This window comes from Martinezella sp. CNPSo 3890, from assembly GCF_057784455.1.
In genome coordinates, this window is the sequence record NZ_JBXSOR010000002.1 from 320,179 (window position 1) to 340,793 (window position 20,615).

Below are 20,615 nucleotides of genomic sequence, written 5' to 3' on the forward strand. Positions count from 1 at the left end.
GATGACCAACCTCGTTGAAATCAGGAATTTGAAAGTCGAGGCCAGAACAGATTCCGGCCGCGTCATCGAGATTATCAAGGATGTCAGCTTCGACATAGCGAAGGGCGAGATCATCGCCCTCATCGGCGAAAGCGGCTCGGGCAAGACGACGATCGCGCTGACGCTCATGGGACATGCGCGGGAGGGCTGCCGCATCTCCGGCGGCAAGATTTACGTGGATGGTCAGGACATGGCCGCGCTTTCCGAAAGCGAGCGCGCAAAGGTTCGCGGCACGACGGTTGCCTATATCCCGCAAAGCGCGGCCGCCGCCTTCAACCCGGCCACGAAGATCATGGAACAGGTGATCGAGGTTACCCGCATTCACCGGCTGATGCCTCCCGAACAGGCCCGTCGTCGCGCGATCGAGCTCTTCCGGGCGCTGTCGCTGCCAAATCCCGAGACGATCGGCGAACGATATCCGCATCAGGTCTCCGGCGGCCAGTTGCAGAGGCTGGCAGCGGCCATGGCGCTGATCGGCGAACCCAAGCTCGTTATCTTTGACGAACCGACCACCGCGCTCGACGTGACGACGCAGATCGACGTGCTTAAAGCATTCAAATCCGTCATTCGCGCCGGTGATATTGCTGGAGTCTATGTGTCACATGATCTGGCGGTCGTCGCCCAGATCGCCGATCGCATCGCCGTGCTCAAGGGCGGCGAAATCCAGGAACTTGCGAAGACCGAGGCGATCCTGACGCGACCAAGCCATCCCTATACGCGCGAGTTGTTGGCCGCCTTCGAGCCGAAGCAGGCCATCCGGGATAGCAAGACAGGCGGGTCGATTGAGCCCGTATTGAGGATCGACAGCCTGGTTGCGGGCTATGGCGATCTCCAACCCAACGGCCTGCCGGCGGTCTGCGCGGTTCAGTCCGTGAGTCTCGAGGTGGAGAAAGGCAGGAATCTCGGCATCATCGGCGAATCCGGATGTGGAAAGTCGACGCTGGCGCGTGCGATCGCCGGAATACTGCCGGCCGTGTCGGGCACCATCGGCTTCAATGGCAGCGATATCAATCGCGCCGCCAAATCGCGTACGCGCGATCAATTGCGGGAGATGCAGATCGTCTTTCAATATGCCGACACCGCACTCAATCCGGCGAAGTCGATCGCCGACATTCTCGAGCGGCCCCTGGCATTTTATCACGGAATGGATCGCGCGGCCCGGGCGGCGAGGGTCGATCAACTGCTTGATATGGTGCGATTGCCCCGCGCGCTTCGCTATCGCTATCCGTCGGAATTGTCAGGCGGACAGAAGCAGCGCGTGAATTTCGCACGCGCCCTTGCCGCCGAACCACGCCTGATCATCTGCGATGAGGTCACCTCCGCTCTCGACACCGTCGTTGCCGCCGCGATCATCGATCTCCTCAAGGAACTGCAGCGTGAGCTGCATCTGTCCTACATCTTCATCAGTCATGATCTCTCGGTCGTCGAGGCAATCTGCGACGAGATCGTCGTGATGTATGGCGGCAAGAAGGTGGAGCAAATCACGCGCGAGACCGCGAATGTGCCTCGCCACCCCTATTCGCAGCTGCTATTCGGATCGGTTCCAAAGCTCGATCCCACCTGGCTCGACAATCTCGTCCAGGACCCGGAGCTCAAGCGCGAATATGGGCATGGCTAGAGCGTGATGCCGAAAAGTGTCAGGGGATTTCGGACGACATCACGCTCTATTTCTTTGATTCTAGAGCGGATTCAGATTTTAGGTCGACTCGATCTAAAATCATCCGGCTCAAGCCGCCGATCTGGCCTTGAAAGGTCGTTACATGGGAAACAGGCTGGTCAGCGGCATATGCGACTTGACGATCGGTGATTTCAGCACGACGAAGCTGAAATATTTATCGATCCCGATATCCATATCGGTCAGCCGTTCCATGATGGTCTGGTACTCGCCGATCCCAGCGGTTACGAACTTGATGAGATAGTCGTAGCCGCCGGAGACGAGATGACACTCGATCACCTGGTCGATTTTCTCGACCACGTTGAGGAAGCGCGCAAAATCGATCTGCCGGTGGTTCTTCAGGGTGATTTCGGTAAAGACGGTCAGCGTCTGCCCGAGTTTGGCCAGGTTGATCTGGGCCGAATAGCCCTCGATATATCCTTCCGCTTGCAGCCGTTTGACTCGCATCAGGCATGGGCTGGGTGAAAGAGCCACCAGTTCCGCCAGCTCGACATTGGTGATGCGGCCGTTTCTCTGAAGCTCATAGAGGATTTTGATATCGATCCGATCCAGTTTCATCAGAGGTCCGCCATTGAAAGAGCGCCGGGAGAAGACGGCACAAAATGCTGTTATCACGCAAAGCAGAGCCTAGCATATTGCCCGGTTATGTCTATCGGGAAGACAAATCTCCTTTGAAGCACAATAGTTTATAGACTGCATCAATCACGGCATAAAATTTTGTGGATCCACCATCTCCGGCAACGTCTGGCGAAGCAATGGGGTAGATTTGGTTCGAACGTGGAGATCGCGCATGCCTGCACCGCTTTGCCTTGTCGAAAGCTCGCCGATATTGCCGAAGTCAGCCGATGTCGTCGTGATCGGCGGGGGAATTGTCGGCGTTTTCGCCGCATACTATCTCGCACGGTCGGGCCTGCGCGTCGCCCTTGTCGAAAAAGGCCGGATCGGGGCAGAGCAATCCAGCCGCAATTGGGGATGGTGCCGGCAGCAGAACCGCGATGGGCGGGAACTGCCGATCGCGACGAAAAGCCTCGATCTCTGGGAGCGATTTGCTCCTGATAGCGGCGAGGACACAGGCTTCCGCCGCTGCGGCCTGCTCTATCTCAGCAATGACGAACAGGAGATCGCCGGTTGGGCGCGCTGGCACGACTTTGCGAGAACCGTCGGCGTCACGACGCATATGCTCGACAGCGCTGCAGCGAGCGAACGTGGCCGCGCCACGGGGCGCATCTGGAAAGGCGGAGTTTTCTCGCCGACGGACGGGGTTGCCGATCCGGCCAATGCGGCGCCGGCGGTGGCACGCGCGATCATGAAGCTAGGCGGCACGGTCCATCAGAATTGCGCTGCCCGAGGTCTGGAAACGGAAGCGGGGCGCGTCAGCGGCGTGATCACCGAAAACGGCGTGATCCGCACCAAGACCGCGATTCTCGCCGGTGGCGCCTGGGCGTCATCCTTCTGCCGACAGCTGGGCATTCGCTTTCCTCAAGCCTCCGTTCGTTCATCCATTCTGGCCGTTTCGGCCGGTGCCGAAGGATTGCCGGATGCCTTGCACACCAGCGGCGTATCGGTCACGCGACGTGGCGACGGCGGCTATACGCTGGCCATCAGCGGTCGCGGCCGGGTGGACGTGACACCTCAGCAATTGCGGTTCTCGTCGCAATTCATTCCCATGTTCCTCAAGCGGCGAAAAAGCCTGTCGCCCGGCGGTCTCGAAGGCTTTCGCTCCGGTCATGAATCGCTGAAGCGCTGGCGGCTCGATCGAACGACGCCGATGGAGCATATGCGCATTCTCGATCCAAGACCGGACCATGCCACGATCGAACTGACGCATGCGAGAGCCCTGGAACTCCTGCCGGAGCTTCACATGACGAGGATCACGGCCGCCTGGGCAGGCTATATCGACAGCACGCCGGACGGTGTTCCCGGCATTGGGGAAATCCAGGGCCTTCCCGGCTTCATCCTCGCCGCCGGATTTTCCGGCCATGGTTTCGGGATCGGGCCTGGCGCCGGCCATTTGATTGCCGACATCGTGACCGGTGCTGCGCCTGTCGTCGATCCGACGCCCTATCATCCAAGCCGCTTCGCCTCATCCGTTTGGGGCAAGGTCGCCGATTTCTGAGGCACAAAAACACTGGTCTTCTGATTATTGACCAAGCTCCGCGGACGGATGTTATCATCGGCAAGGGGTAGCCGCCCCGGAAAGGCGATGGACATGCCTCTACACATCAAACGAATTTACGAACCCGCTGATGACGGCGACGGCAAGCGTATCCTGGTCGACCGTCTATGGCCTCGCGGCATCAGCAAGAACGATGCTCATATTGACGCCTGGTTGAAAGACCTTGCGCCGAGCGCTGAGCTGCGACGCTGGTTCGGTCACGATCCCCAAAAATGGGATGAGTTTCGCCGGCGCTACCAGGATGAGCTCAAGAAGAACTCGAAGGCAGTGGAAGAGCTTAGGGACCAAATCGGACAATCAACCGCAACCCTTCTTTATGGTGCGAGAGACACCGAGCACAATAACGCTGTCGTGCTTATGGACTTCCTCACCAATCGGTAGATCATTGACCGGCATTGTCATCGCCCGAAGATGGAAGTATGTCGAAACCTCCGCGCGGATTTCAGGCGACGGCCTGAGCCGGGGCATCGCGGCTCGGCAGAAGTCGCGCCATCGCGCTCAACAAATCCGTCTGCGATATCAGACCAAGAACGCGCCGATCGGCATCAATGACGATGACCGCGTGTGTGCGTCCGTCCGTCAGAACAGGCAGGAGCGAAAGAGCAGGATCGGTCGCATCGGCGACAGCCGGTTTCGATATGGCGTGCGCGATGGCGTCGAGGCCGCCGGAGAGCTCGCGCAAACCGACCGTACCGATCAGGCGGCCCTCCCGATCCTTGACCGGCAATGTTCGAATATTGTGCTTCAGCAGAAGATGTCTCGCGTGATCCGGCTCGGCATCCTCGCCAATGGCGATGACATCGCGCGACATGATGTCGGCGCAGCTTATATCTCCATGCGATCGCACCGCTGCCTGCAGTTCGACCTGCCGCAAGAGGCGGATGAGGTCGGCGCGATCGATATCGAAGGTCTCGTCCAGCACGCCCAGGGCCGCATCGACATCTTCTTCTCGAAAGCCCACCCGCAAGGGCGGCGGCAGATCACGTGTTTGATGGATATTCTCGGCATGCTTTGCGACGACATGCGGATAATTGCGCCTGGAAAGCTTGTGAAACATAAGTCCGAGGCCGACGAGTATGCAGGAGTTCAAGGCAACCGGCACGAACGGAAACAGGAAGCCCCAGCCTGCGACGACCGGGCCGCCGAGAACGGCGGTCAAGGCGGCAGCACCGCCTGGCGGATGCAGGCATCGCGTAAATGACATCGCTCCGATCGCAAGCGAGACGCCGGCCCCGATCGCGATGATCGGATCATGGATGAGATAGGCGGCGATGATACCCATCATGGCTGAAATGGTGTTGCCGCCAATGATCGACCAAGGCTGGGCAAGCGGACTTGCTGGAACCGCGAAAAGCAGCACCGCGGATGCTCCCATCGGCGCGACGATGAGCGGAAGATGCGGCCCCTGACCGAAGAGATAGCCGCTGATCACGCCGGTAAGGCCGATGCCGATCAAGGCACCAAGGCACGCGATCAGCCGTTCGCGCAAGGTGGCTCCGGCCAGGATCGGGGAAAACAAGCGGAACCGGCTGGATCCCGCCTTATGGGATTCTGGATGCTGCATGATGAAACCAGTTTTAGAGAAGGGCTTTCCTTGGATGAACGGCGGGACGCCGGCTAGTTCGACGGTAGCGGCAGGCCCTTGCCCCTGGTGGCGCCGAGGACCTCTTGAAACGCATCGAGCGAACTCGGACGACCATTCTTGCGCGAGATAAGGATCGTGTCGACCATGGCGAGCTGGTGCGTCACCGATGTCGCCGGCCAGTGCATGAGATCGAGAACCGATCTTGGCATGACACCGGCTGCGTTGCCGGTCGCCACACTGGCCAGAATCGCATGATAGGAGCCAAGTTCGGTCGTTGGCAGAGAGCTCGACCTGCGCGCCCAGCCTTCTGCAATCCCGCGATAAGTGCATCCGGGCTCAAGGGCAGCAATCGAACCAACGCGCAAATCGGCAGCCGACCGGATCGGCGGATGCCCGGATGGCAGCAGGAGCAGCAGATCCTCGACAAATACCGGTTCGGCTTCGAGCTGCTTGAGTTCAGCCGCGAAACTTGGATCTTCATCCAGCATTGCCTTTGGCGGCCGGGCGATCAGCGCGCAGTCCAGAACATCGCGCAGAACATCTTGAGCAAGGTCGCGGGAGGCGCCAAGCGTCAGCTTGAGCGATACATCCGGCCACATTTGGTTGAACCGGCTGAGCGCCGCGGGCAGCCGGCTTGCCGCCGTGCTTTCCATTGTCCCCAGACGCAATGTGCCCGTTGGGCGCTGGGGCCTGACCGCCTGACGCGCCTCGAGCGCAAGCGCGGCGAGCCGATTGGCATAGCGGTGAAATGTCTCGCCTTCTTTCGTCAGGGTCATCTTCTTGCCGTCGCGGCTGAAGAGCAGGACGCCCAGATCGTCTTCCAACTGCTGAATGCGCGTCGTCACGTTCGACGGCACGCGCCCCACGGCCTTCGCGGCCTTGGTCACGCTGCGGTCACTGGCCACGGCAAGGAAGATCTCGATTGATGAGAGGTCCAATTGAAAGATCTCGATTCAGGAATTAAGTTGCCTTATTATTCCCTATATAAAAATCATTGTCGCAGCTCAAGCATGTTTCGGTATCGAGCCAGGAAATGGAGTTCTGACGGGCGGATGGCAAAACCAGATCAACGTGAAACCGACGAGGCAATCCGCGAATACGCATCGCCTGCCTGCATGTTGCACGAGGTCGACCCAGCCTATAGCGGCATTTCACCCGATGAAGACCGGACTTCGGATATTTTCGCGTGGCGAAGGACTGAGCGGCAAAGGCTGATCGGCGAGCGAAAGGCGCTGCCAATCGCAAAGCGTGAAGAATATGCAGGCGCGATCGCCACCTATCTCGATCAGATTGTCACCGATATAGATGGCAAACATATCAGCCTGTTCTGGCCCTTCTCGGGAGAGCCGGACTTGAGAGGATGGATGGCGGCCTTGACGGCACGCGGCGCGGATTGCCTGTTGCCGGTCGTTGTCGCCAAGGCAGAACCCTTGATATTCCGATCATGGAAAACAGGAGAGCGGCTCGAACGCGGGGTATGGAACATTCCCGTGCCGGCAGAGGACAGGCAAGCGGTTCCCGATATTGTCATCGCGCCCCTGGTCGGCTTCGATCCAGCCTGCTACCGTCTTGGTTATGGAGGCGGATTTTTCGACAGAACCCTTGCGGCCCTCGAGCGCAAGCCTTTGGTCATCGGCGTCGGCTTCGAATCGCAGAGGATCGATACCATCCGTCCGCTCGCTCATGACATTCCGATGGACGTGATCGTCACGCAAGCGGGACCGCGCTATCGATGAACTCAAAGCCCCTTTCCTGCCCGGCATTAAGCCTGCCGATTCCGACGGGATGCTGAACGGAGCGGCAGATCGCCGCACAAACGGGCAGCAGTCTACACCTGAGCTCCGATATACCCGGCCGGATCAACGCCTGCGCCTATTGGCACATGAATTGCGTCTTTACGATTGATCCATCGGAAGAGACGATATTCATGCTGTCCATTCTCCTGCCGCTACTTTTGAGCATTTCCCTCGGCTTGAGCTGGAACAGGTTTCTGCTGACCTTCGCAAGCCGCGGTGACAGCCTTCAAAACCAGATGCCGGTTACGATGGTCGCGGCGGCAGTCAGCCTGACGGCCCTTGCATTGTCCTTTGCCGATAAGGGGCCGTTACTGGGAAGTGCCATCGTCTTGCTCGGCCTGCTGCTCGCGGCCATCAGCAAGAGCCTTTCCCACCCCGCTGCGATTGTGGCGCTTTCCGCCGTCAGCCTTGCGGCCTATCTCCAGTTTACGGGGAACCACTGAGCCACTGATATCGGCACGGTATTCGAAGCATACATCGAGTCCGACGTTGAAATCGGAGATTTCCGCGACGTCAGGCCCAGCGTCGGGGGCTGGGCGCGGATCATCGGCCACAATACGATCTTCGTCGACGATCGAGATCCTTTGGCCTATGGTTTCCAGATCAAATAGAAGAGGTCTGTCCGTCGAGGCATTGCATGAAATCCGTCAAACAAGAAGCTAAGCACGATCCCTTGAAGGTCGGATTCATCCTCGCGCGATCATTTACGCTTTCCGCCTTCGCCCTGTTCGTGGATACGCTGAGATTGGCGAGCGACGAAGCCGATAAATCCGGCAGGGTGCTGGCCGACTGGCAGGTATTGGGTAGCACCCGGCATCTCATCACATCGAGCTGCGGTGTTCAGGTCGCACCGACGTCGGACTTTATCGACCCAAAGGAATTCCATTACATTGTCGTCGTCGGCGGACTCTTGAATGCCGACATCACGATCGATCAGCAGACTTCCGATTATCTGAAGAAGGCCGCGGCTCAGAAGATCCCGCTGATCGGGGTCTGCACCGGCACGTTCATCTTGGCACGCCTTGGCTTGATGAAAACACACCAGACCTGCGTCAGCTGGCTGCATTATCAGGCCTATCGGGAGCAATTCCCCGAGAACCCCGTTCGCTCCGATCGCCTGTTCAATCTCGACCGGAGCCGCGGATCATGCGCCGGCGGAAGCAGCGCCGCCGATATGGCCGCCTTTCTCGTCAGACGACACATCAGCCGGGACGCCGAGCGAAACGCGCTTGAAGTGCTGCAGATCGAGCGCGCTCGATCCGGGCTGGATATCCAACCGCGCAAGCCGCTCGCGATCGAATGTCAGGACCCACGCCTGAAGGCCGTGCTGATTACCATGGAAAGCCATATCGAGGACGTGGTGCCGACCGAAGATCTTGCCGCATCGGTCGGACTGTCCCGACGGCAGCTTGAACGTCTGTTCACCGAGGAAATGAAAACCTCTCCCGGCGTCGTCTACACCCGTATTCGCATGGAACGGGCCAAGCAGCTGGTTCTCCAGACAGAGGCTCCGCTCATTGAAATCGCACTGGAGGTCGGCTTCGATAGCGTGTCTCATTTTGCTAGGCTCTTTCGCCGGCTCTACGGACAATCTCCCAAGGAGTTGCGTCGCGCGCATGCCTGAAGCAGCCGTCGAAACGTGACGTGACAATGGCTGCCGGCATCCACCAAGGATGCTCCCGATGAGGAGCGAGCCGCGCCTCAGGCAGGCGATCTTGGCGACATGGTGCGCATATGCGGATCATGCGCGCAGCGGTATCATTCAACGTCCAGATCAAAGAAATGCTGGGTCGCCAGAGCTGCGGCGCCCCGCGCCCAGGAGCCTGGCACCCAGTCAGGAAGTAATTCCGGCGTATTCAAGAAGACATATTTTGCCATCGAACGGCGGATCGGCTCAAGAATCGCCTCGCCAAACTGCATGGCTTCGCCGCCGGCGATGAGGACCTCGGGATCGAACAGGTTCACCAGATCGGCCAGATGGCGCCCGATCAGCTCCCCCGCCTCCGCCATGACCTGGAGAGCCGCCGGATCGCCGCCATCGATCGCGGCTGCGAATTCATCGCGATTGGCCTTTGCGCCTCTTTGTCGGCCCCAGTCCTCGATCATCGCGGCCTCGGCTGTGTGCGCCTGAAGGCAGCCCCTTCTCCCGCATTCGCAAAGACGGCCGCCGGGAACAGTGATGATGTGGCCGAGTTTCCCGGCTAGGCCGTGACTTCCGTGATAGATTTCTCCACCCATAACGAGCGATGACCCGACGCCGGTGCCAACGGCGATCGTCGCGAAATTGCTGTAGTTGCGGCCCGCGCCGAAGAGCCGCTGCGCGACGGTGAAGGCGCTGATATCGTCGTCGATCCAGACCGGAACATGGACCCGCTCACGCAGCAGCTCGGGAAAAGCAAGATTGCGCCAACCGAAGCGCGGGCTCTGGACGCAGATGCCGTTGACCGCGTCCACCTCGCCCGGGATGGAAACGCCGACCCCCATGACCGGCAAACCGGTGCGGCCAGCATCGGCAAGAAGCTTCGGGATGGCCGTCGCAATCGCCTCGACCATTGTTTCCGGTCGCGTATCCGGCACAGGCATATCGAAGGAGGCGATCGGCGTCGTGGCGAGATCGGTCAGGACGCAATCGATGCTGTCATGGCGAAGCTTGAAGCCGACAGCGAGGTGGCCATCATAATTAATATCGACCGGCACTGGCCGCCGACCCGTGGCACCCGTCTGCGCTTTTCCCTCGATGACGAGCCCCTCCTCGACCAGCTCCGTGACCACGAAAGTCACGGCCGCCGGGCTGAGGCCCGTCACGGTGGCGATTTCGGCGCGCGGCATCGCTCCGCGGTTTCGCAGCAGGTTGAGGATGAGCCGCCGGTTGAGGGCTCGGGAGGTACTAGGGTTGCCGCGCACGGTGATCCTTTAAATTTATTTTGTAAATTAACTATTGTCGCTTCTTGGAAGATACGGTATGCAATAGCGCATGGCAATGGAGGAATGTCTGCTTGTATCAGCACAAGCGGAATTGCCGGTTTATTGCGTAATTTCTGAAGGTTAGTGGCTGCTCACGTCGGTGGGCGGGCCTGGATTTGATGTGCCTCGGGAGGAAAAAGATGGCATCGAAGAACGAACTTTCACTCGTCAATGCAATCAGGGCGTCTCGGCGCCAGTTCATGATCGGCACGGGCGCTGCCCTGGCCGCCACGGCGCTTTATCGGCCGGCAATTGCCAATGGCGGCGAGGTGACGATCATTTCGGATATCGGCAATGCCGATCAGCGCGCCGTCCTTGACCGTATCGCTGCCGATTTTACCAAGAAGACAGGGACGAAAGTCACCATCAACAATATGGATCACGAGGCTCACAAGACAGCCATCCGCAGCTATCTCGTCGTCGGTGCCCCGGATATCTGCTTCTGGTTCTCCGGCAATCGCATGAAGGCTTTCGTCGACCGCGGACTGTTCGACGACATTTCCGACCTGTTCGCCAAGGAAGGCTATAGCGATAAGCTCGGCGCTACGATGACGGCGGTCACCGTCAACGGCAAGCAGTACGGTCTGCCGCTTGGCGGCATTCTCTGGGGACTTTTCTATCGCAAGGATGTTTTCGCCGAGAAGGGCTGGACGGCGCCCAAGAACTGGGACGAGTTCCTGAAATTCGGCGAGGCGGCGAAATCCGCCGGCATGACCCCGATCAGCATGGGTACGAAGGAACTCTGGCCGACCGGAGGCTGGTTCGATCACATGAACCTGCGCATCAACGGTCTCGACAAGCACCTTGCGCTGATGGAAGGCAAGATCGCCTATACCGACCCGATGCTGAAGCCGGTCTTCGACAAATGGGAAGAGCTTATCAGGGCCAATTTCTTCTCTGCCAACGCGCCGTCCTTCGGCTGGGAACAGGCGGGTGCGGCCCTGGCGCAGAAGAAGGCCGCGATGATGGACCTTGGAGGCTTCATCAAGTCCGCATTCCCGGCAGGCGACGAGGGCCAGATTGCCTTCGCTCCCTTCCCGGAAATCGTCTCCGGCGTCGAACGCTACGAGGATTTCTCGGTCAACTCCGTGCATATCCCGGCCAAGGCGAAGAACCGGCAGGGCGCGCGCGATTTCCTTGCTCACTTTTATCAGCCTGACAATCTCGGCGCATTCCTCGAAGCCGAAGGCACCATTCCGCCGCGCAACGATTGCCCACCCAGCAAGGACCCCTTGGTCAACATCGCCGTGGAGTCGCTCAGGAGCGTGAAGGGAACGTCGCAATATTATGACCGTGACACCGCCCCGGACATGGCGCAGGACGGCATGAAAGGCTTCCAGGAATTCACGGTCAAGCCCGAGCGTCGCGACCAGATCCTGGCGCGGCTCGAAAAGACCCGCGCGCGCATTTTCAAATAGTCCTCCCGGACCAAGGCGCGGCGGGCATCGGCTTTAAGCCCTCACCCCGCCGCGCGTGCCTTGAATTATCGAACCAAAAAGTCTGAGCCATGTGGAAAAAACACAGGAACTGGCTGACGCCTGTCCTCTTCATCGTGCCGGGATGCATCCTGTTCGGAACGATCATCATCGCTTCCTCGATCCAATCGATCTGGATTTCCTTCTTCGATTGGGACGGCGTCGGACAGAAGAGCTGGGTGGGATTGGCAAACTATTCCGAGCTTTTTGCCGACCCGCAATTCTACGTCTCGCTGAAGAACAACATCATCTGGCTCGTCATGTTCATGGCCGCGCCGCCGCTTGGGCTGGCGCTGGCACTACTCGTCAACCAGCAGATCGCCGGCATGCGGATCTTGAAGTCGCTCTTCTTCATTCCGCTCGTACTCGCCACGGTCACGGTCGGTGTCGTGTTCGGTTGGGTCTATGATCCGAATTACGGGCTTCTTGCGCTCATCTTCAACCTCTTCGGCGCGACGGCGCCTGCCCTGCTCGCCGATGAGCATTTCGTCACCTTCGCCGTGGTTGCCGCCGCGCTCTGGCCACAGATCGCCTTTTGCATGGTGCTGTTTCTCGCCGGCCTCAACAATCTGAGTTCCGATATCATCGGGGCTGGACGGGTCGATGGCGCGCGCGGCTGGAACATGCTCTGGCACGTCGTCCTGCCGCAATTGCGCCAGGTGGGTTTCATCGCTCTTGCCGTGACCGTTGTCGGCGCCTTGCGATCCTTCGACATGATCGCGGTAATGACATCAGGCGGGCCCTTCGGCTCGTCGGAGGTGCTGGCCTACCAGATGTACGAGCAGTCGATCTTCTCCTATCGTTTTGGCTACGGCGCGGCGATCGCCACCGTCCTCTTTGCAATCATGATCGTTTTCATCACCTGGTATCTGCGCGTCATGGTGCGCATGGAACGGGAGACACGCTGATGTATCCTCGCCCCATCCCCGAAGAAAAGCCCGTACTTCGCGGCCTTTATGCCGGCTTCGTCGGCCTGATCCTGATCCTCTGGCTGCTGCCCCTCTTCGCGGTCATGTTGACCGCATCCAAGACGGCCGATGAAATCATGGCCGGCAAATACTGGACATGGCCCGAGCACGTCAATCTCGTCGAGAATTTCCAGGCGGTCTTCCAGCAGACGAACATGTGGGGCTATTTCATCAATAGCCTCATCATCACGCTGCCTTCGGTGCTGCTGGTTCTCCTATTCTCGACGCTGACCGGCTATGTGCTCGCGCGCTATAATTTTCGCGGCAACGCCCTGCTCTTCTCGCTCTTCGTCGGCGGCAACTTCCTGCCCGCGCAGATCATGATGATCCCGGTGCGCGATCTCATGGTCTCGGTTGGCCTCTACGACACCTATTTCGCATTGATCATCTTCCATGTCGCCTTCCAGACCGGCTTTGCCACCCTGTTCATGCGCAATTTCATAGCGGCTCTGCCCGACGAATTGTTTCAGGCCGCGCGCGCGGAAGGCGCGTCCCCCTGGCAGACGATGCGCCATGTCGTCATACCGCTGATGCGGCCGGCGCTCGCAGCCCTTGCGATCCTGATCTTCACCTTCGTCTGGAACGATTACTTCTGGGCGATCGTGCTCACCCAGAGCGATGTCGTGAAACCGGTAACGGCGGGCCTGAACAATCTCAGAGGCGAGTGGACCTCCGCCTGGAATATCGTGGCGGCGGCAACCTTGTTCGTCGCCGTCCCACCGGTCCTGATGTTCTTCCTGATGCAGAAACATTTCATCGCGGGCCTGACCATGGGCGCCGTCAAGGGCTGACGCTTTCCGCACCGCGCGAACAGATTTGGAGTATCACTCATGAGCCATGTAAAGCTGATCGACATCGACAAACATTATGGCGGCTATCACGCCCTGCGTTCGGTCAATCTTTCCGTCGACAAGGGCGAGTTCATTGTCATGGTCGGCCCTTCGGGCTGCGGCAAGTCCACCACGCTGAAGACGATCGCCGGGCTCGAAAACATCAGCTCCGGCGAGATCTGGATCAACGGCCGCGACGTGACGCGCGAGGAGCCTGGTGACCGCGGCATTGCCATGGTCTTCCAGTCCTATGCGCTTTATCCGCATATGACGGTTGCTGAGAACATGGGCTTCGGCCTGAAGATGGCGAAGCGCCCGCAAAGCGAGATCGACGCTGCCGTCAAGCGCGCGGCCGAGATCCTCAGAATATCCGACCAGCTCGACAAGCGCCCGAAGCAGCTTTCGGGCGGCCAGCGCCAGCGCGTCGCCATCGGCCGCGCCATCACCCGCTCGCCGGAAGTCTTCCTCTTCGACGAACCGCTCTCCAATCTCGATGCCGCGCTGCGCACGCAAATGCGCGTCGAGCTTTCAACGCTGCACCAGCAGCTCGGCTCGACGATGATCTATGTGACGCACGATCAGGTCGAGGCGATGACCATGGCGAGCCGCATCGTGGTGTTCAACAAGGGTATCATCGAGCAGGAAGGCGCGCCGCTCAATCTCTATCACAATCCGGCAAACCAATTCGTCGCTGGCTTTTTGGGCGCACCGCGTATCAACTTCGTCAATGCGAAGCTCGTTTCCCTCAGCGACGGTATCGCTGAAGTCGCGCTCGAAGGGGGCGGCACGACGGTCCATGTTCCGGTGGCCGATGTCGGCGATCTTAAGGCGCAAGCCAGCCTGACGCTGGGAATTCGGCCGGAATCGTTGAAGATGGGCTCCTCCACTGAAGACGCCGCGATTTCCTTTGACGGCAAGGTCGGGTTGGTCGAGCAGCTCGGCCGTGAAACCATTCTCTATGTCGATGCGGGTCCGCTCGCAACGATCGGGTCTGAAAGCGGCACGCGCAATTTCACCGTTCAGCTCGGTAATGCCGCCGGCTTTTCGGCCGGCGAGCAGATCAAGCTATCCGCCTCGACATCGTCCCTCTATCTCTTCGGTCCTGATGGCAGAACCCTCAGCCGGCCGAAATCAATCATTGCCTCTCTGTAAAGAAAGCTTGTGACCTCATGAAAGTTTTGGAAAGAAAGCCGCTATCCGTCTGGCGGACGCTCAATCTCGACGGCTTCTTGGTCGGCGTGCCGCATTATCCCGAACATGTCGACGAGAGTTATTGGGACCGCGATGCCGAACGCATGGCGGCCGCCGGTTTCAACACCGTTCGCATGGCGGAATTCGCCTGGCATATCATGGAGCCGCATGAGGACCATTTCGACTTCTCGCTCTTCGACAAGGCAATCGCCGGCCTGGCCAAGCATGGCATCAAGACCATTCTCTGCACCCCGACGGCAACACCACCGCGCTGGCTGACGGCAAAATATCCGGAAGTCCTGCGCGTCGATGCCAATGGCAGAGAGGCAAGCCATGGATCGCGCCAGCATTGCGATACGACGAGCCCGGTGCTGCGCCGGCACAGCCAACGGATTACCCGCGCAATGGCCGAGCATTATCGCGACAATCCTCACGTCATCGGCTGGCAGACGGATAACGAGCTCAATACGACGACCTCCGAAAGCTATTCGCCTTCGGCGCTCATCGAGTTCCAGAAGTTCTGCCGCGCGAAGTATGGTACGATCGAAGCCCTAAACTTTGCCTGGGGCGGCGATTTCTGGGCAACGGCCTATCAGACCTTCGACCAGATCGTCTTCCCGCAGCCGATGAACCCGTCCTTCTCCAGCCCCGGTCACGTGCAGGACTATCATCGTTTCCTCGCATTCGCGACGGCTCTCTTCCAGCACGATCAGGTCGAAATCTTGCGGGCGACCAATCCCGCATGGTTCATCTTCCACAATCTCGGCGGCCTTGTAGATATCGATTTCCGCGGCCAGTTCGGCCAGGATCTCGATTTCATCGGCTTCGACATCTATCCGTTCCTCTATGATGAGATGCGCCGCGGTGGCGGGCATGCGATCACGCAAGCCTTCCATCTCGACCAATGCCGCGCCTATTCCGGCAATTTCATCGTCCCGGAACAGGCCTCCGGCCTCGGCAGCCAGCCGGGCTTTTCCTCCTCCGTGCCGGAGCCGGGCGAGATGCGCCGCATGGCGATGACGTCGGTGTCGCGCGGCGCGGACGGCCTGATGTTCTTCCGTTGGCGGCCGGCGCATTTCGGCGCCGAGATCTACTGGAACGGCATTATCGACCACGACGACGTTGCGCGCCGTCGCTACGAGGAAGCCAAGCAATTCGCATCCGACATCCGCACGATCGAGGACAAGCTGCTCGGCACGACCGTCCGCATGGATATTGCCATCGCCGGCGCGGATTTCGACAATCAGGAAGCGTACAAGACCTACGCGATCGGCCTGCCAAGCCCGATGCAGGATGCAGCCCATCTGCACCGCGCATGCTATGAGGCGGGCATAGCCTGCGGCTTCATCCATCCGGAAGATGATCTCTCGCGCATCAAGGCCCTCTATGTCCCCCATTGGGTCATGTGGAAGGAGGAGTGGTCGAAAGCCGTGGAGAAGTTCGTCGCCGACGGCGGCACGCTCATCCTGTCGGCGATGACCGGAACTCGCGACGAAAACAATCACATCATCCGTACCCAGGCACCGGGCAAGGCGCTCGCGGAGCTTTCCGGCGTGCGTGTCCATGAATTCGGCCCTGTCTCCGCTCCAGGAGCGGATGGACTGTTCACCGGTTTCCGCGAAGGCGGCATCGGCAGCCACCAACCATCCCCACGTCCGGCCGCAACCTCGGCCTCGCGCAAATATGCCTATACGATCGGCAATCGTCAGCTGGAAGCCGGACACCTTTACGAGAAGCTGGAGACATCCGCCGATACCGAGATCATCGGCCGCTGGTCCGACCGTTTCCTGGAAGGCACGCCGATGCTGACGCGCCGCCGGCATGGCAATGGTCAGGTCTACTACCTCGGCACCTATCTCACCGCGCCGCTCGCGGAGGTCATTCGCGAGCTTCTCGTCAGCAACGGTGTTGCCGCGCCGCTGGTGCAGGATCTGCCTAACGGCGTCGAAGTGTCACTGCGCGAAGGTGGCGGCAGGAAGCTGCTGTTCGTGCTCAATACCGAGCATGAAACGAAGATCGTCAATCTGCCGGCGGGTACCGACCTGCTGACGGGCAAAGCCATATCAGGCGCGACCGAGCTCGCCGGCTACGGCGTATTGGTGATCGAGCAATCGGTCTGATACCATCTGTGACGTCTCCGGCGCCGAGGATGAAACTTCGGCGCCGGAGTTTTGGGATCGAGGCTCTTCGATTATTGGTCGGCGTTTAGGCGCGCAGCGAATTGAAGTGCTGCATCATACGCTCGGCCGCCGGACGGATGCCGGTGAAGAGTTCGAAAGCCTTTACCGCCTGGAATACCGCCATGCCGCCGCCGTCGAGAACACGGCACCCTGTCTGTCGGGCGCGTTTCACCAGCGCGGTCTCGATCGGGAAATAGACGATTTCCGCGACCCAGAGACGATCGGATAGAAGTTGCGCATCGAGCGGCAGCCCAGGATGGGCGGCCATGCCGGTCGGTGTTGCATGAATCAGACCATCGGCGACATCCAGTGCCGCGGCAAGATTATGACCGACCGAGAAACGGCAAGCGGCATGTGCCGGCTGAAGCTGGTCGACGAGGGCCCGCGCACGCGAAGGGTCGAGATCGAATATCTCCACGGAATGCGCGCCCATTTCAGCCATTGCATGCGCCACGGCAACGCCGGCGCCGCCCGCGCCCAGCTGCACGACATGGTCGAGTGAAACCCCGGCCAGCCCGCGCCGGAAGCTTTCGGCAAATCCCCACCAATCGGTATTGTGGCCGATCCTGCGCCGCCCATCAAAAACGATCGTGTTGATGGAGCGCAGCGTCTGGGCATCGGGCGAAAGCTCGTCCACCAGCGCGACGGCCGCCTGCTTGCAAGGATGGGTGATATTGAGGCCGGCAAACCCCATCGCCTCGGCCTCATCGATGAGAGCCGGCAGGTCCGATACGGAGAGACCACGGACGTCGAGGTCGATGAGATCGTAGCGATAGGACAGGCCGCAATGCTCGCCTTCGCGCATATGCATGGCCGGCGTCAACGATCGGCCGATTCCGGCGCCGATCAATCCGACATGAAGTTGACGAGGAACAATGGCGGCTTGAGTGTTCAATCTTTCCTCCCGAGCAGCAAAACAAAGCCATGCCGCAGGCTTGCTCGCAAAATGTACGAACTAGTACGTAAAGTCAATAAGAGGCGTGATGGAGCGCCGCCGGAAAACGCCAAAGCCCATCAAATCACCCCGGGCCTCGTCAGGCCATTTCGGAGGAAGGATGTCTCAGAAATGCAAGGATCGCATCGACGATTAGCGACTTGTGCCGCTTCTTCAAGGCTTCGGACGACAGATCACGCTCGAAGATCGCCCCAAAGGTATGGCGATTGGAAACGCGAAAGAAGCACTGGGCGCTGATCATCATATGCAGATCGACGGGGTCTACCCTGCGCACGAAGCTGCCATCGGCGTAGCCCCGTTCAAGGATTTCCGTGATGATATCGATGACGGCGATATTCATCTGCGACAGGACGACCGAACGTTTCATATGTTCTGCGCGATGAATGTTTTCGATGCTGACGAGGCGCACGAAATCGGGATTCTGATCATCATGATCGAAGGTGCTTGCGATCAATTGCGCCATGGCCTGAACGGGCGGCATGTTTTCGAGATCGAGTTCGCTCTCCAGCGTACGAATCTTCGTATAGGCCTGCTCGAGAACGGCGAGATAGAGCCCTTCCTTGCTGCCGAAATAATAGTAGATCATGCGCTTGGACGTCTTGGTGCGCTCGGCGATCTCATCGACGCGCGCACCGGAAAACCCGGCTGCGACGAATTCCTCGGTGGCGATCTTGAGAATGTTCTCCTTGGTCGCGTCTGGATCGTTCTTTCGCGTAAGACGCTCGATCTTGGCCGCTTGCGCTTTGGTCATGCCTTGCCCGTCTTCCTGGGTCTGTCCCTGCCCAACATTGAAGATCAAAGCTTTAACACAGGCTTCACGCCAATGGGGAGGGCCTAAAGTTTCGGCAGACCAATCGGTCGCAGATGCCGCCTCAGCGCCGCAATGCGAAAAATGGCATTCGCCGCGCCATATCCACGATAGCCGCTGCGCTGAACGATTTCGAAGAAGAAGCCTTCGCCGTAAGTGGGGCTGTAAAGCTGGAAATATTCGCCGTGATCGTCGCGGTCATAGAGGATGTTGTGCGCCTTCAGGCGATCCGTGAAAGCCGGCTCCAGGCCGAATCTCGCTTCCAGATCGTCGTAGTAGTTGGGCGAGATCATCAAGGTGGCAAAACCGTTGTCCGACAGAGCGGCCGCGGCGGCAAAGATATCATCGGTCGCAAAGGCAAGATGCTGGATGCCGGAGCCAAAAGTTTCGGCGATGAAATGCCCGGCGAGCGTGTTGCGATTTTCCGCACCGTTCAGCGTGATGCGCAAGCTGCCCGGCTCGTTTTCGACGACCTGGCTGCGAACGACCCCGGCGGGATCGATAATGTCGACCATCGGCGTCTTATGCGCATTCAATATCGCGGTATAAAAGAGCAGCCAGGTCAGCAGCTCTTCGTATTTCATCGTTTGCGCGACATGGTCTATGCCCGTCAACCCGACAGGTCGCCAATCGGTATCGTCATGGACCGGATCGAATTCGATCTCCCATATGCGGCTAAGCGCGCTCCTGCGATCGAGGAAATACAGGATGCCGCCGCCAACGCCCCTGACACCAGGCATTTCAATCTCGCCGGGATCCAATGGTTGTTCGAAGCGTTCGGCGCCCAGGGCCACGGCCCGCGCAACCGCGGCTTCCGCATCATCCACCCATAATCCCATCGCATAGGCCGACTGCCCGTGCAAAGCGTAAGAAGCGCCCGCAAACCCGTCCTGATCGGTATTGACGACAAGATTGATGTCGCCTTGCCGGAAGACATCGACGCGCTTGCTCTTATGGCGCCCGACATGGCGAAAGCCCAGCGCACGCAGCCGATCAGAAAGGACAGACGCCTCGGCTTCGTCGACGGTAAACTCGACAAAGGCAACGCCGTCCACTTCGGCACGCGGCGGCATCGGGGGCAAGGTGAGACCGCTGTTCTCCGCGCGACGAACCTGGTCGCCGAGATAGATGAGCGAGCGCCGGCCATCGACGGCGATGGCGGTCGGCGAGCCGCCGCGGAACTGGTCGTTGAAAATCTCCAGCGACAGATAGCCGTCATAGCCCGTTGCGGCGACGGCCTTCATGAATTCGAGTAGGGGAAGGTCGCCCTCCCCCGGCATGTTGCGGAAATGGCGGCTCCAATAGAGCAGATCCATGTCGATTAGCGGCGCGTCGGCAAGCTGGATGATGAAGATCTTCTCTTTCGGGATCGACCGGATCGAATTGACGTCGATCCTGCGCGAAAGCGTGTGGAAGCTGTCGAGAATGAGGCCGATATTTGGATGATCGGCACGGCGGACGATTTCCCAGGCATCGCGGTGGTCGTGAATGTGTCGCCCCCAGGCGAGCGCCTCATATCCGACGCGCAGGCCGCGTTTGGCCGCTCTCTCGCCGAGCTCGAAGAAGTCGGCGGCGGCACGATCAATCCCGCCCAGCGCCACGGACGAGACGTTCGAACAAACAAGGACGAGATCGGTCCCCATCTCCTGCATTAGATCGAACTTGCGTTCTGCGCGATCGAAGGTCCGGCTGCGGAAGGGTTCAGGCATGCCCTCAAAGTCGCGGAACGGCTGAAAGAGCGTAATCTCCAGCCCATGATCCCTCACGATCTGACCGACCTGGCGCGGTGATTCATCGAAAGCGAGAAAGTCGTTCTCGAAGATTTCGACGCCATCGAAACCTGCCTTGGCGATGGCCTGAAGCTTTTCCTTGAGGTCACCACTGATCGAAACGGTCGCAATCGAGGTTTTCATTGTTTCATCCCGTTACTTGACGATTTTCAACAAACTCATCCGCGATCGCGACACGTCATT

General features: G+C 59.4%; 18 protein-coding genes and 1 pseudogene. 12 read left to right on the plus strand and 7 right to left on the minus strand.

The genetic code is table 11. The features are described from left to right. Nucleotide 1 precedes the first annotated feature (1 nt). Entirely contained in the window at nt 2–1,657 is a 1,656-nt protein-coding gene (locus AC13RC_RS07675; protein ID WP_113353174.1) for an ABC transporter ATP-binding protein, read from the plus strand. A gap of 138 nt (nt 1,658–1,795) precedes the next feature. Here the strand turns inward: AC13RC_RS07675 and AC13RC_RS07680 are convergent, their stop codons facing one another. Continuing rightward, nucleotides 1,796–2,272, minus strand: a complete 477-nt coding sequence (locus tag AC13RC_RS07680) for an Lrp/AsnC family transcriptional regulator (protein WP_092713673.1) — start codon at nt 2,270–2,272, stop codon at nt 1,796–1,798. 232 nt (nt 2,273–2,504) lie between these two features. Between AC13RC_RS07680 and AC13RC_RS07685 the strand changes: the two genes are divergently transcribed. Together AC13RC_RS07685 and AC13RC_RS07690 are read left to right on the plus strand one after the other, a co-directional pair. After that, nucleotides 2,505–3,830, plus strand: a complete 1,326-nt coding sequence (locus AC13RC_RS07685) for an NAD(P)/FAD-dependent oxidoreductase (protein ID WP_488556859.1) — start codon at nt 2,505–2,507, stop codon at nt 3,828–3,830. A gap of 93 nt (nt 3,831–3,923) precedes the next feature. Continuing rightward, nucleotides 3,924–4,271, plus strand: a complete 348-nt coding sequence (locus AC13RC_RS07690) for a DUF488 domain-containing protein (RefSeq protein WP_113353551.1) — start codon at nt 3,924–3,926, stop codon at nt 4,269–4,271. A gap of 61 nt (nt 4,272–4,332) precedes the next feature. Here AC13RC_RS07690 and AC13RC_RS07695 read toward each other — a convergent pair whose 3' ends face one another. Beyond that, the gene (locus AC13RC_RS07695) at nt 4,333–5,454 is read right to left on the minus strand and encodes a CBS domain-containing protein (protein ID WP_113353176.1); all 1,122 of its coding nucleotides are present in this window, start codon (nt 5,452–5,454) and stop codon (nt 4,333–4,335) included. A gap of 53 nt (nt 5,455–5,507) precedes the next feature. Then, entirely contained in the window at nt 5,508–6,413 is a 906-nt protein-coding gene (locus AC13RC_RS07700) for a LysR substrate-binding domain-containing protein (RefSeq protein WP_113331046.1), read from the minus strand. Nucleotides 6,414–6,527: 114 nt separating this feature from the next. Here AC13RC_RS07700 and AC13RC_RS07705 point away from each other — a divergent pair, with 114 nt between their 5' ends. The 4 genes and pseudogenes from AC13RC_RS07705 to AC13RC_RS07720 all read left to right on the plus strand — a co-directional run bounded on the left by AC13RC_RS07705 (nt 6,528) and on the right by AC13RC_RS07720 (nt 8,895). After that, nucleotides 6,528–7,211 carry a 5-formyltetrahydrofolate cyclo-ligase gene (locus tag AC13RC_RS07705; RefSeq protein WP_113353177.1) on the plus strand — a complete coding sequence of 228 codons (684 nt, stop codon included), beginning with the start codon at nt 6,528–6,530 and terminating at the stop codon, nt 7,209–7,211. 191 nt (nt 7,212–7,402) lie between these two features. After that, nucleotides 7,403–7,714 (plus strand): hypothetical protein, encoded by a 312-nt coding sequence (locus tag AC13RC_RS07710; protein ID WP_113353552.1) that lies wholly within the window; start codon nt 7,403–7,405, stop codon nt 7,712–7,714. 9 nt (nt 7,715–7,723) lie between these two features. Continuing rightward, nucleotides 7,724–7,882, plus strand: a pseudogene (locus tag AC13RC_RS07715) (proline racemase family protein); the annotation flags it as partial. A 26-nt stretch (nt 7,883–7,908) separates the two neighbouring features. Next, nucleotides 7,909–8,895, plus strand: coding sequence for a GlxA family transcriptional regulator (locus tag AC13RC_RS07720; RefSeq protein ID WP_113388726.1), 987 nt, complete (start codon nt 7,909–7,911; stop codon nt 8,893–8,895). A gap of 134 nt (nt 8,896–9,029) precedes the next feature. Here AC13RC_RS07720 and AC13RC_RS07725 read toward each other — a convergent pair whose 3' ends face one another. Beyond that, complete coding sequence (locus AC13RC_RS07725; RefSeq protein WP_113353178.1) at nt 9,030–10,175, minus strand: ROK family transcriptional regulator; 1,146 nt, start codon at nt 10,173–10,175, stop codon at nt 9,030–9,032. Nucleotides 10,176–10,375: 200 nt separating this feature from the next. On the opposite strand from AC13RC_RS07725, the gene AC13RC_RS07730 reads away from it, so the two are divergent. The 5 genes from AC13RC_RS07730 (at nt 10,376) to AC13RC_RS07750 (ending at nt 16,819) form a co-directional block, all read left to right on the plus strand. Then, nucleotides 10,376–11,653: an ABC transporter substrate-binding protein gene (locus tag AC13RC_RS07730; protein WP_488556860.1), complete on the plus strand. Its 1,278-nt coding sequence runs from the start codon at nt 10,376–10,378 to the stop codon at nt 11,651–11,653. 89 nt (nt 11,654–11,742) lie between these two features. Then, nucleotides 11,743–12,618, plus strand: coding sequence for a carbohydrate ABC transporter permease (locus AC13RC_RS07735; protein ID WP_113353180.1), 876 nt, complete (start codon nt 11,743–11,745; stop codon nt 12,616–12,618). Beyond that, nucleotides 12,618–13,469: a carbohydrate ABC transporter permease gene (locus AC13RC_RS07740; RefSeq protein ID WP_113388728.1), complete on the plus strand. Its 852-nt coding sequence runs from the start codon at nt 12,618–12,620 to the stop codon at nt 13,467–13,469. The genes AC13RC_RS07735 and AC13RC_RS07740 overlap by 1 nt, the downstream gene beginning before the upstream one ends. A gap of 39 nt (nt 13,470–13,508) precedes the next feature. After that, the gene (locus AC13RC_RS07745; protein WP_113353182.1) at nt 13,509–14,660 is read left to right on the plus strand and encodes an ABC transporter ATP-binding protein; all 1,152 of its coding nucleotides are present in this window, start codon (nt 13,509–13,511) and stop codon (nt 14,658–14,660) included. Nucleotides 14,661–14,677: 17 nt separating this feature from the next. Then, entirely contained in the window at nt 14,678–16,819 is a 2,142-nt protein-coding gene (locus tag AC13RC_RS07750; RefSeq protein WP_113353183.1) for a beta-galactosidase, read from the plus strand. Nucleotides 16,820–16,904: 85 nt separating this feature from the next. On the opposite strand, the gene AC13RC_RS07755 is transcribed toward AC13RC_RS07750, so the two are convergent. The 3 genes from AC13RC_RS07755 to AC13RC_RS07765 all read right to left on the minus strand — a co-directional run bounded on the left by AC13RC_RS07755 (nt 16,905) and on the right by AC13RC_RS07765 (nt 20,555). Beyond that, nucleotides 16,905–17,774: a shikimate dehydrogenase gene (locus tag AC13RC_RS07755; RefSeq protein WP_113353184.1), complete on the minus strand. Its 870-nt coding sequence runs from the start codon at nt 17,772–17,774 to the stop codon at nt 16,905–16,907. Between the two features lie 139 nt (nt 17,775–17,913). Then, on the minus strand, nt 17,914–18,585 hold the full coding sequence (locus tag AC13RC_RS07760; protein ID WP_113331056.1) for a TetR/AcrR family transcriptional regulator: 672 nt from the start codon (nt 18,583–18,585) through the stop codon (nt 17,914–17,916). A gap of 83 nt (nt 18,586–18,668) precedes the next feature. Beyond that, the gene (locus tag AC13RC_RS07765) at nt 18,669–20,555 is read right to left on the minus strand and encodes a bifunctional sugar phosphate isomerase/epimerase/4-hydroxyphenylpyruvate dioxygenase family protein (protein ID WP_113353185.1); all 1,887 of its coding nucleotides are present in this window, start codon (nt 20,553–20,555) and stop codon (nt 18,669–18,671) included. Nucleotides 20,556–20,615 lie beyond the last annotated feature (60 nt).

Coding starts and splice junctions, on each gene's coding strand:
- AC13RC_RS07675 (WP_113353174.1), top strand. CDS start 2: ATGACCAACCTCGTTGAAATCAGGAATTTGAAAGTCGAGGCCAGAACA.
- AC13RC_RS07680 (WP_092713673.1), bottom strand. CDS start 2,272: ATGAAACTGGATCGGATCGATATCAAAATCCTCTATGAGCTTCAGAGA.
- AC13RC_RS07685 (WP_488556859.1), top strand. CDS start 2,505: ATGCCTGCACCGCTTTGCCTTGTCGAAAGCTCGCCGATATTGCCGAAG.
- AC13RC_RS07690 (WP_113353551.1), top strand. CDS start 3,924: ATGCCTCTACACATCAAACGAATTTACGAACCCGCTGATGACGGCGAC.
- AC13RC_RS07695 (WP_113353176.1), bottom strand. CDS start 5,454: ATGCAGCATCCAGAATCCCATAAGGCGGGATCCAGCCGGTTCCGCTTG.
- AC13RC_RS07705 (WP_113353177.1), top strand. CDS start 6,528: ATGGCAAAACCAGATCAACGTGAAACCGACGAGGCAATCCGCGAATAC.
- AC13RC_RS07710 (WP_113353552.1), top strand. CDS start 7,403: ATGCTGTCCATTCTCCTGCCGCTACTTTTGAGCATTTCCCTCGGCTTG.
- AC13RC_RS07720 (WP_113388726.1), top strand. CDS start 7,909: ATGAAATCCGTCAAACAAGAAGCTAAGCACGATCCCTTGAAGGTCGGA.
- AC13RC_RS07730 (WP_488556860.1), top strand. CDS start 10,376: ATGGCATCGAAGAACGAACTTTCACTCGTCAATGCAATCAGGGCGTCT.
- AC13RC_RS07735 (WP_113353180.1), top strand. CDS start 11,743: ATGTGGAAAAAACACAGGAACTGGCTGACGCCTGTCCTCTTCATCGTG.
- AC13RC_RS07740 (WP_113388728.1), top strand. CDS start 12,618: ATGTATCCTCGCCCCATCCCCGAAGAAAAGCCCGTACTTCGCGGCCTT.
- AC13RC_RS07745 (WP_113353182.1), top strand. CDS start 13,509: ATGAGCCATGTAAAGCTGATCGACATCGACAAACATTATGGCGGCTAT.
- AC13RC_RS07750 (WP_113353183.1), top strand. CDS start 14,678: ATGAAAGTTTTGGAAAGAAAGCCGCTATCCGTCTGGCGGACGCTCAAT.
- AC13RC_RS07760 (WP_113331056.1), bottom strand. CDS start 18,585: ATGACCAAAGCGCAAGCGGCCAAGATCGAGCGTCTTACGCGAAAGAAC.
- AC13RC_RS07765 (WP_113353185.1), bottom strand. CDS start 20,555: ATGAAAACCTCGATTGCGACCGTTTCGATCAGTGGTGACCTCAAGGAA.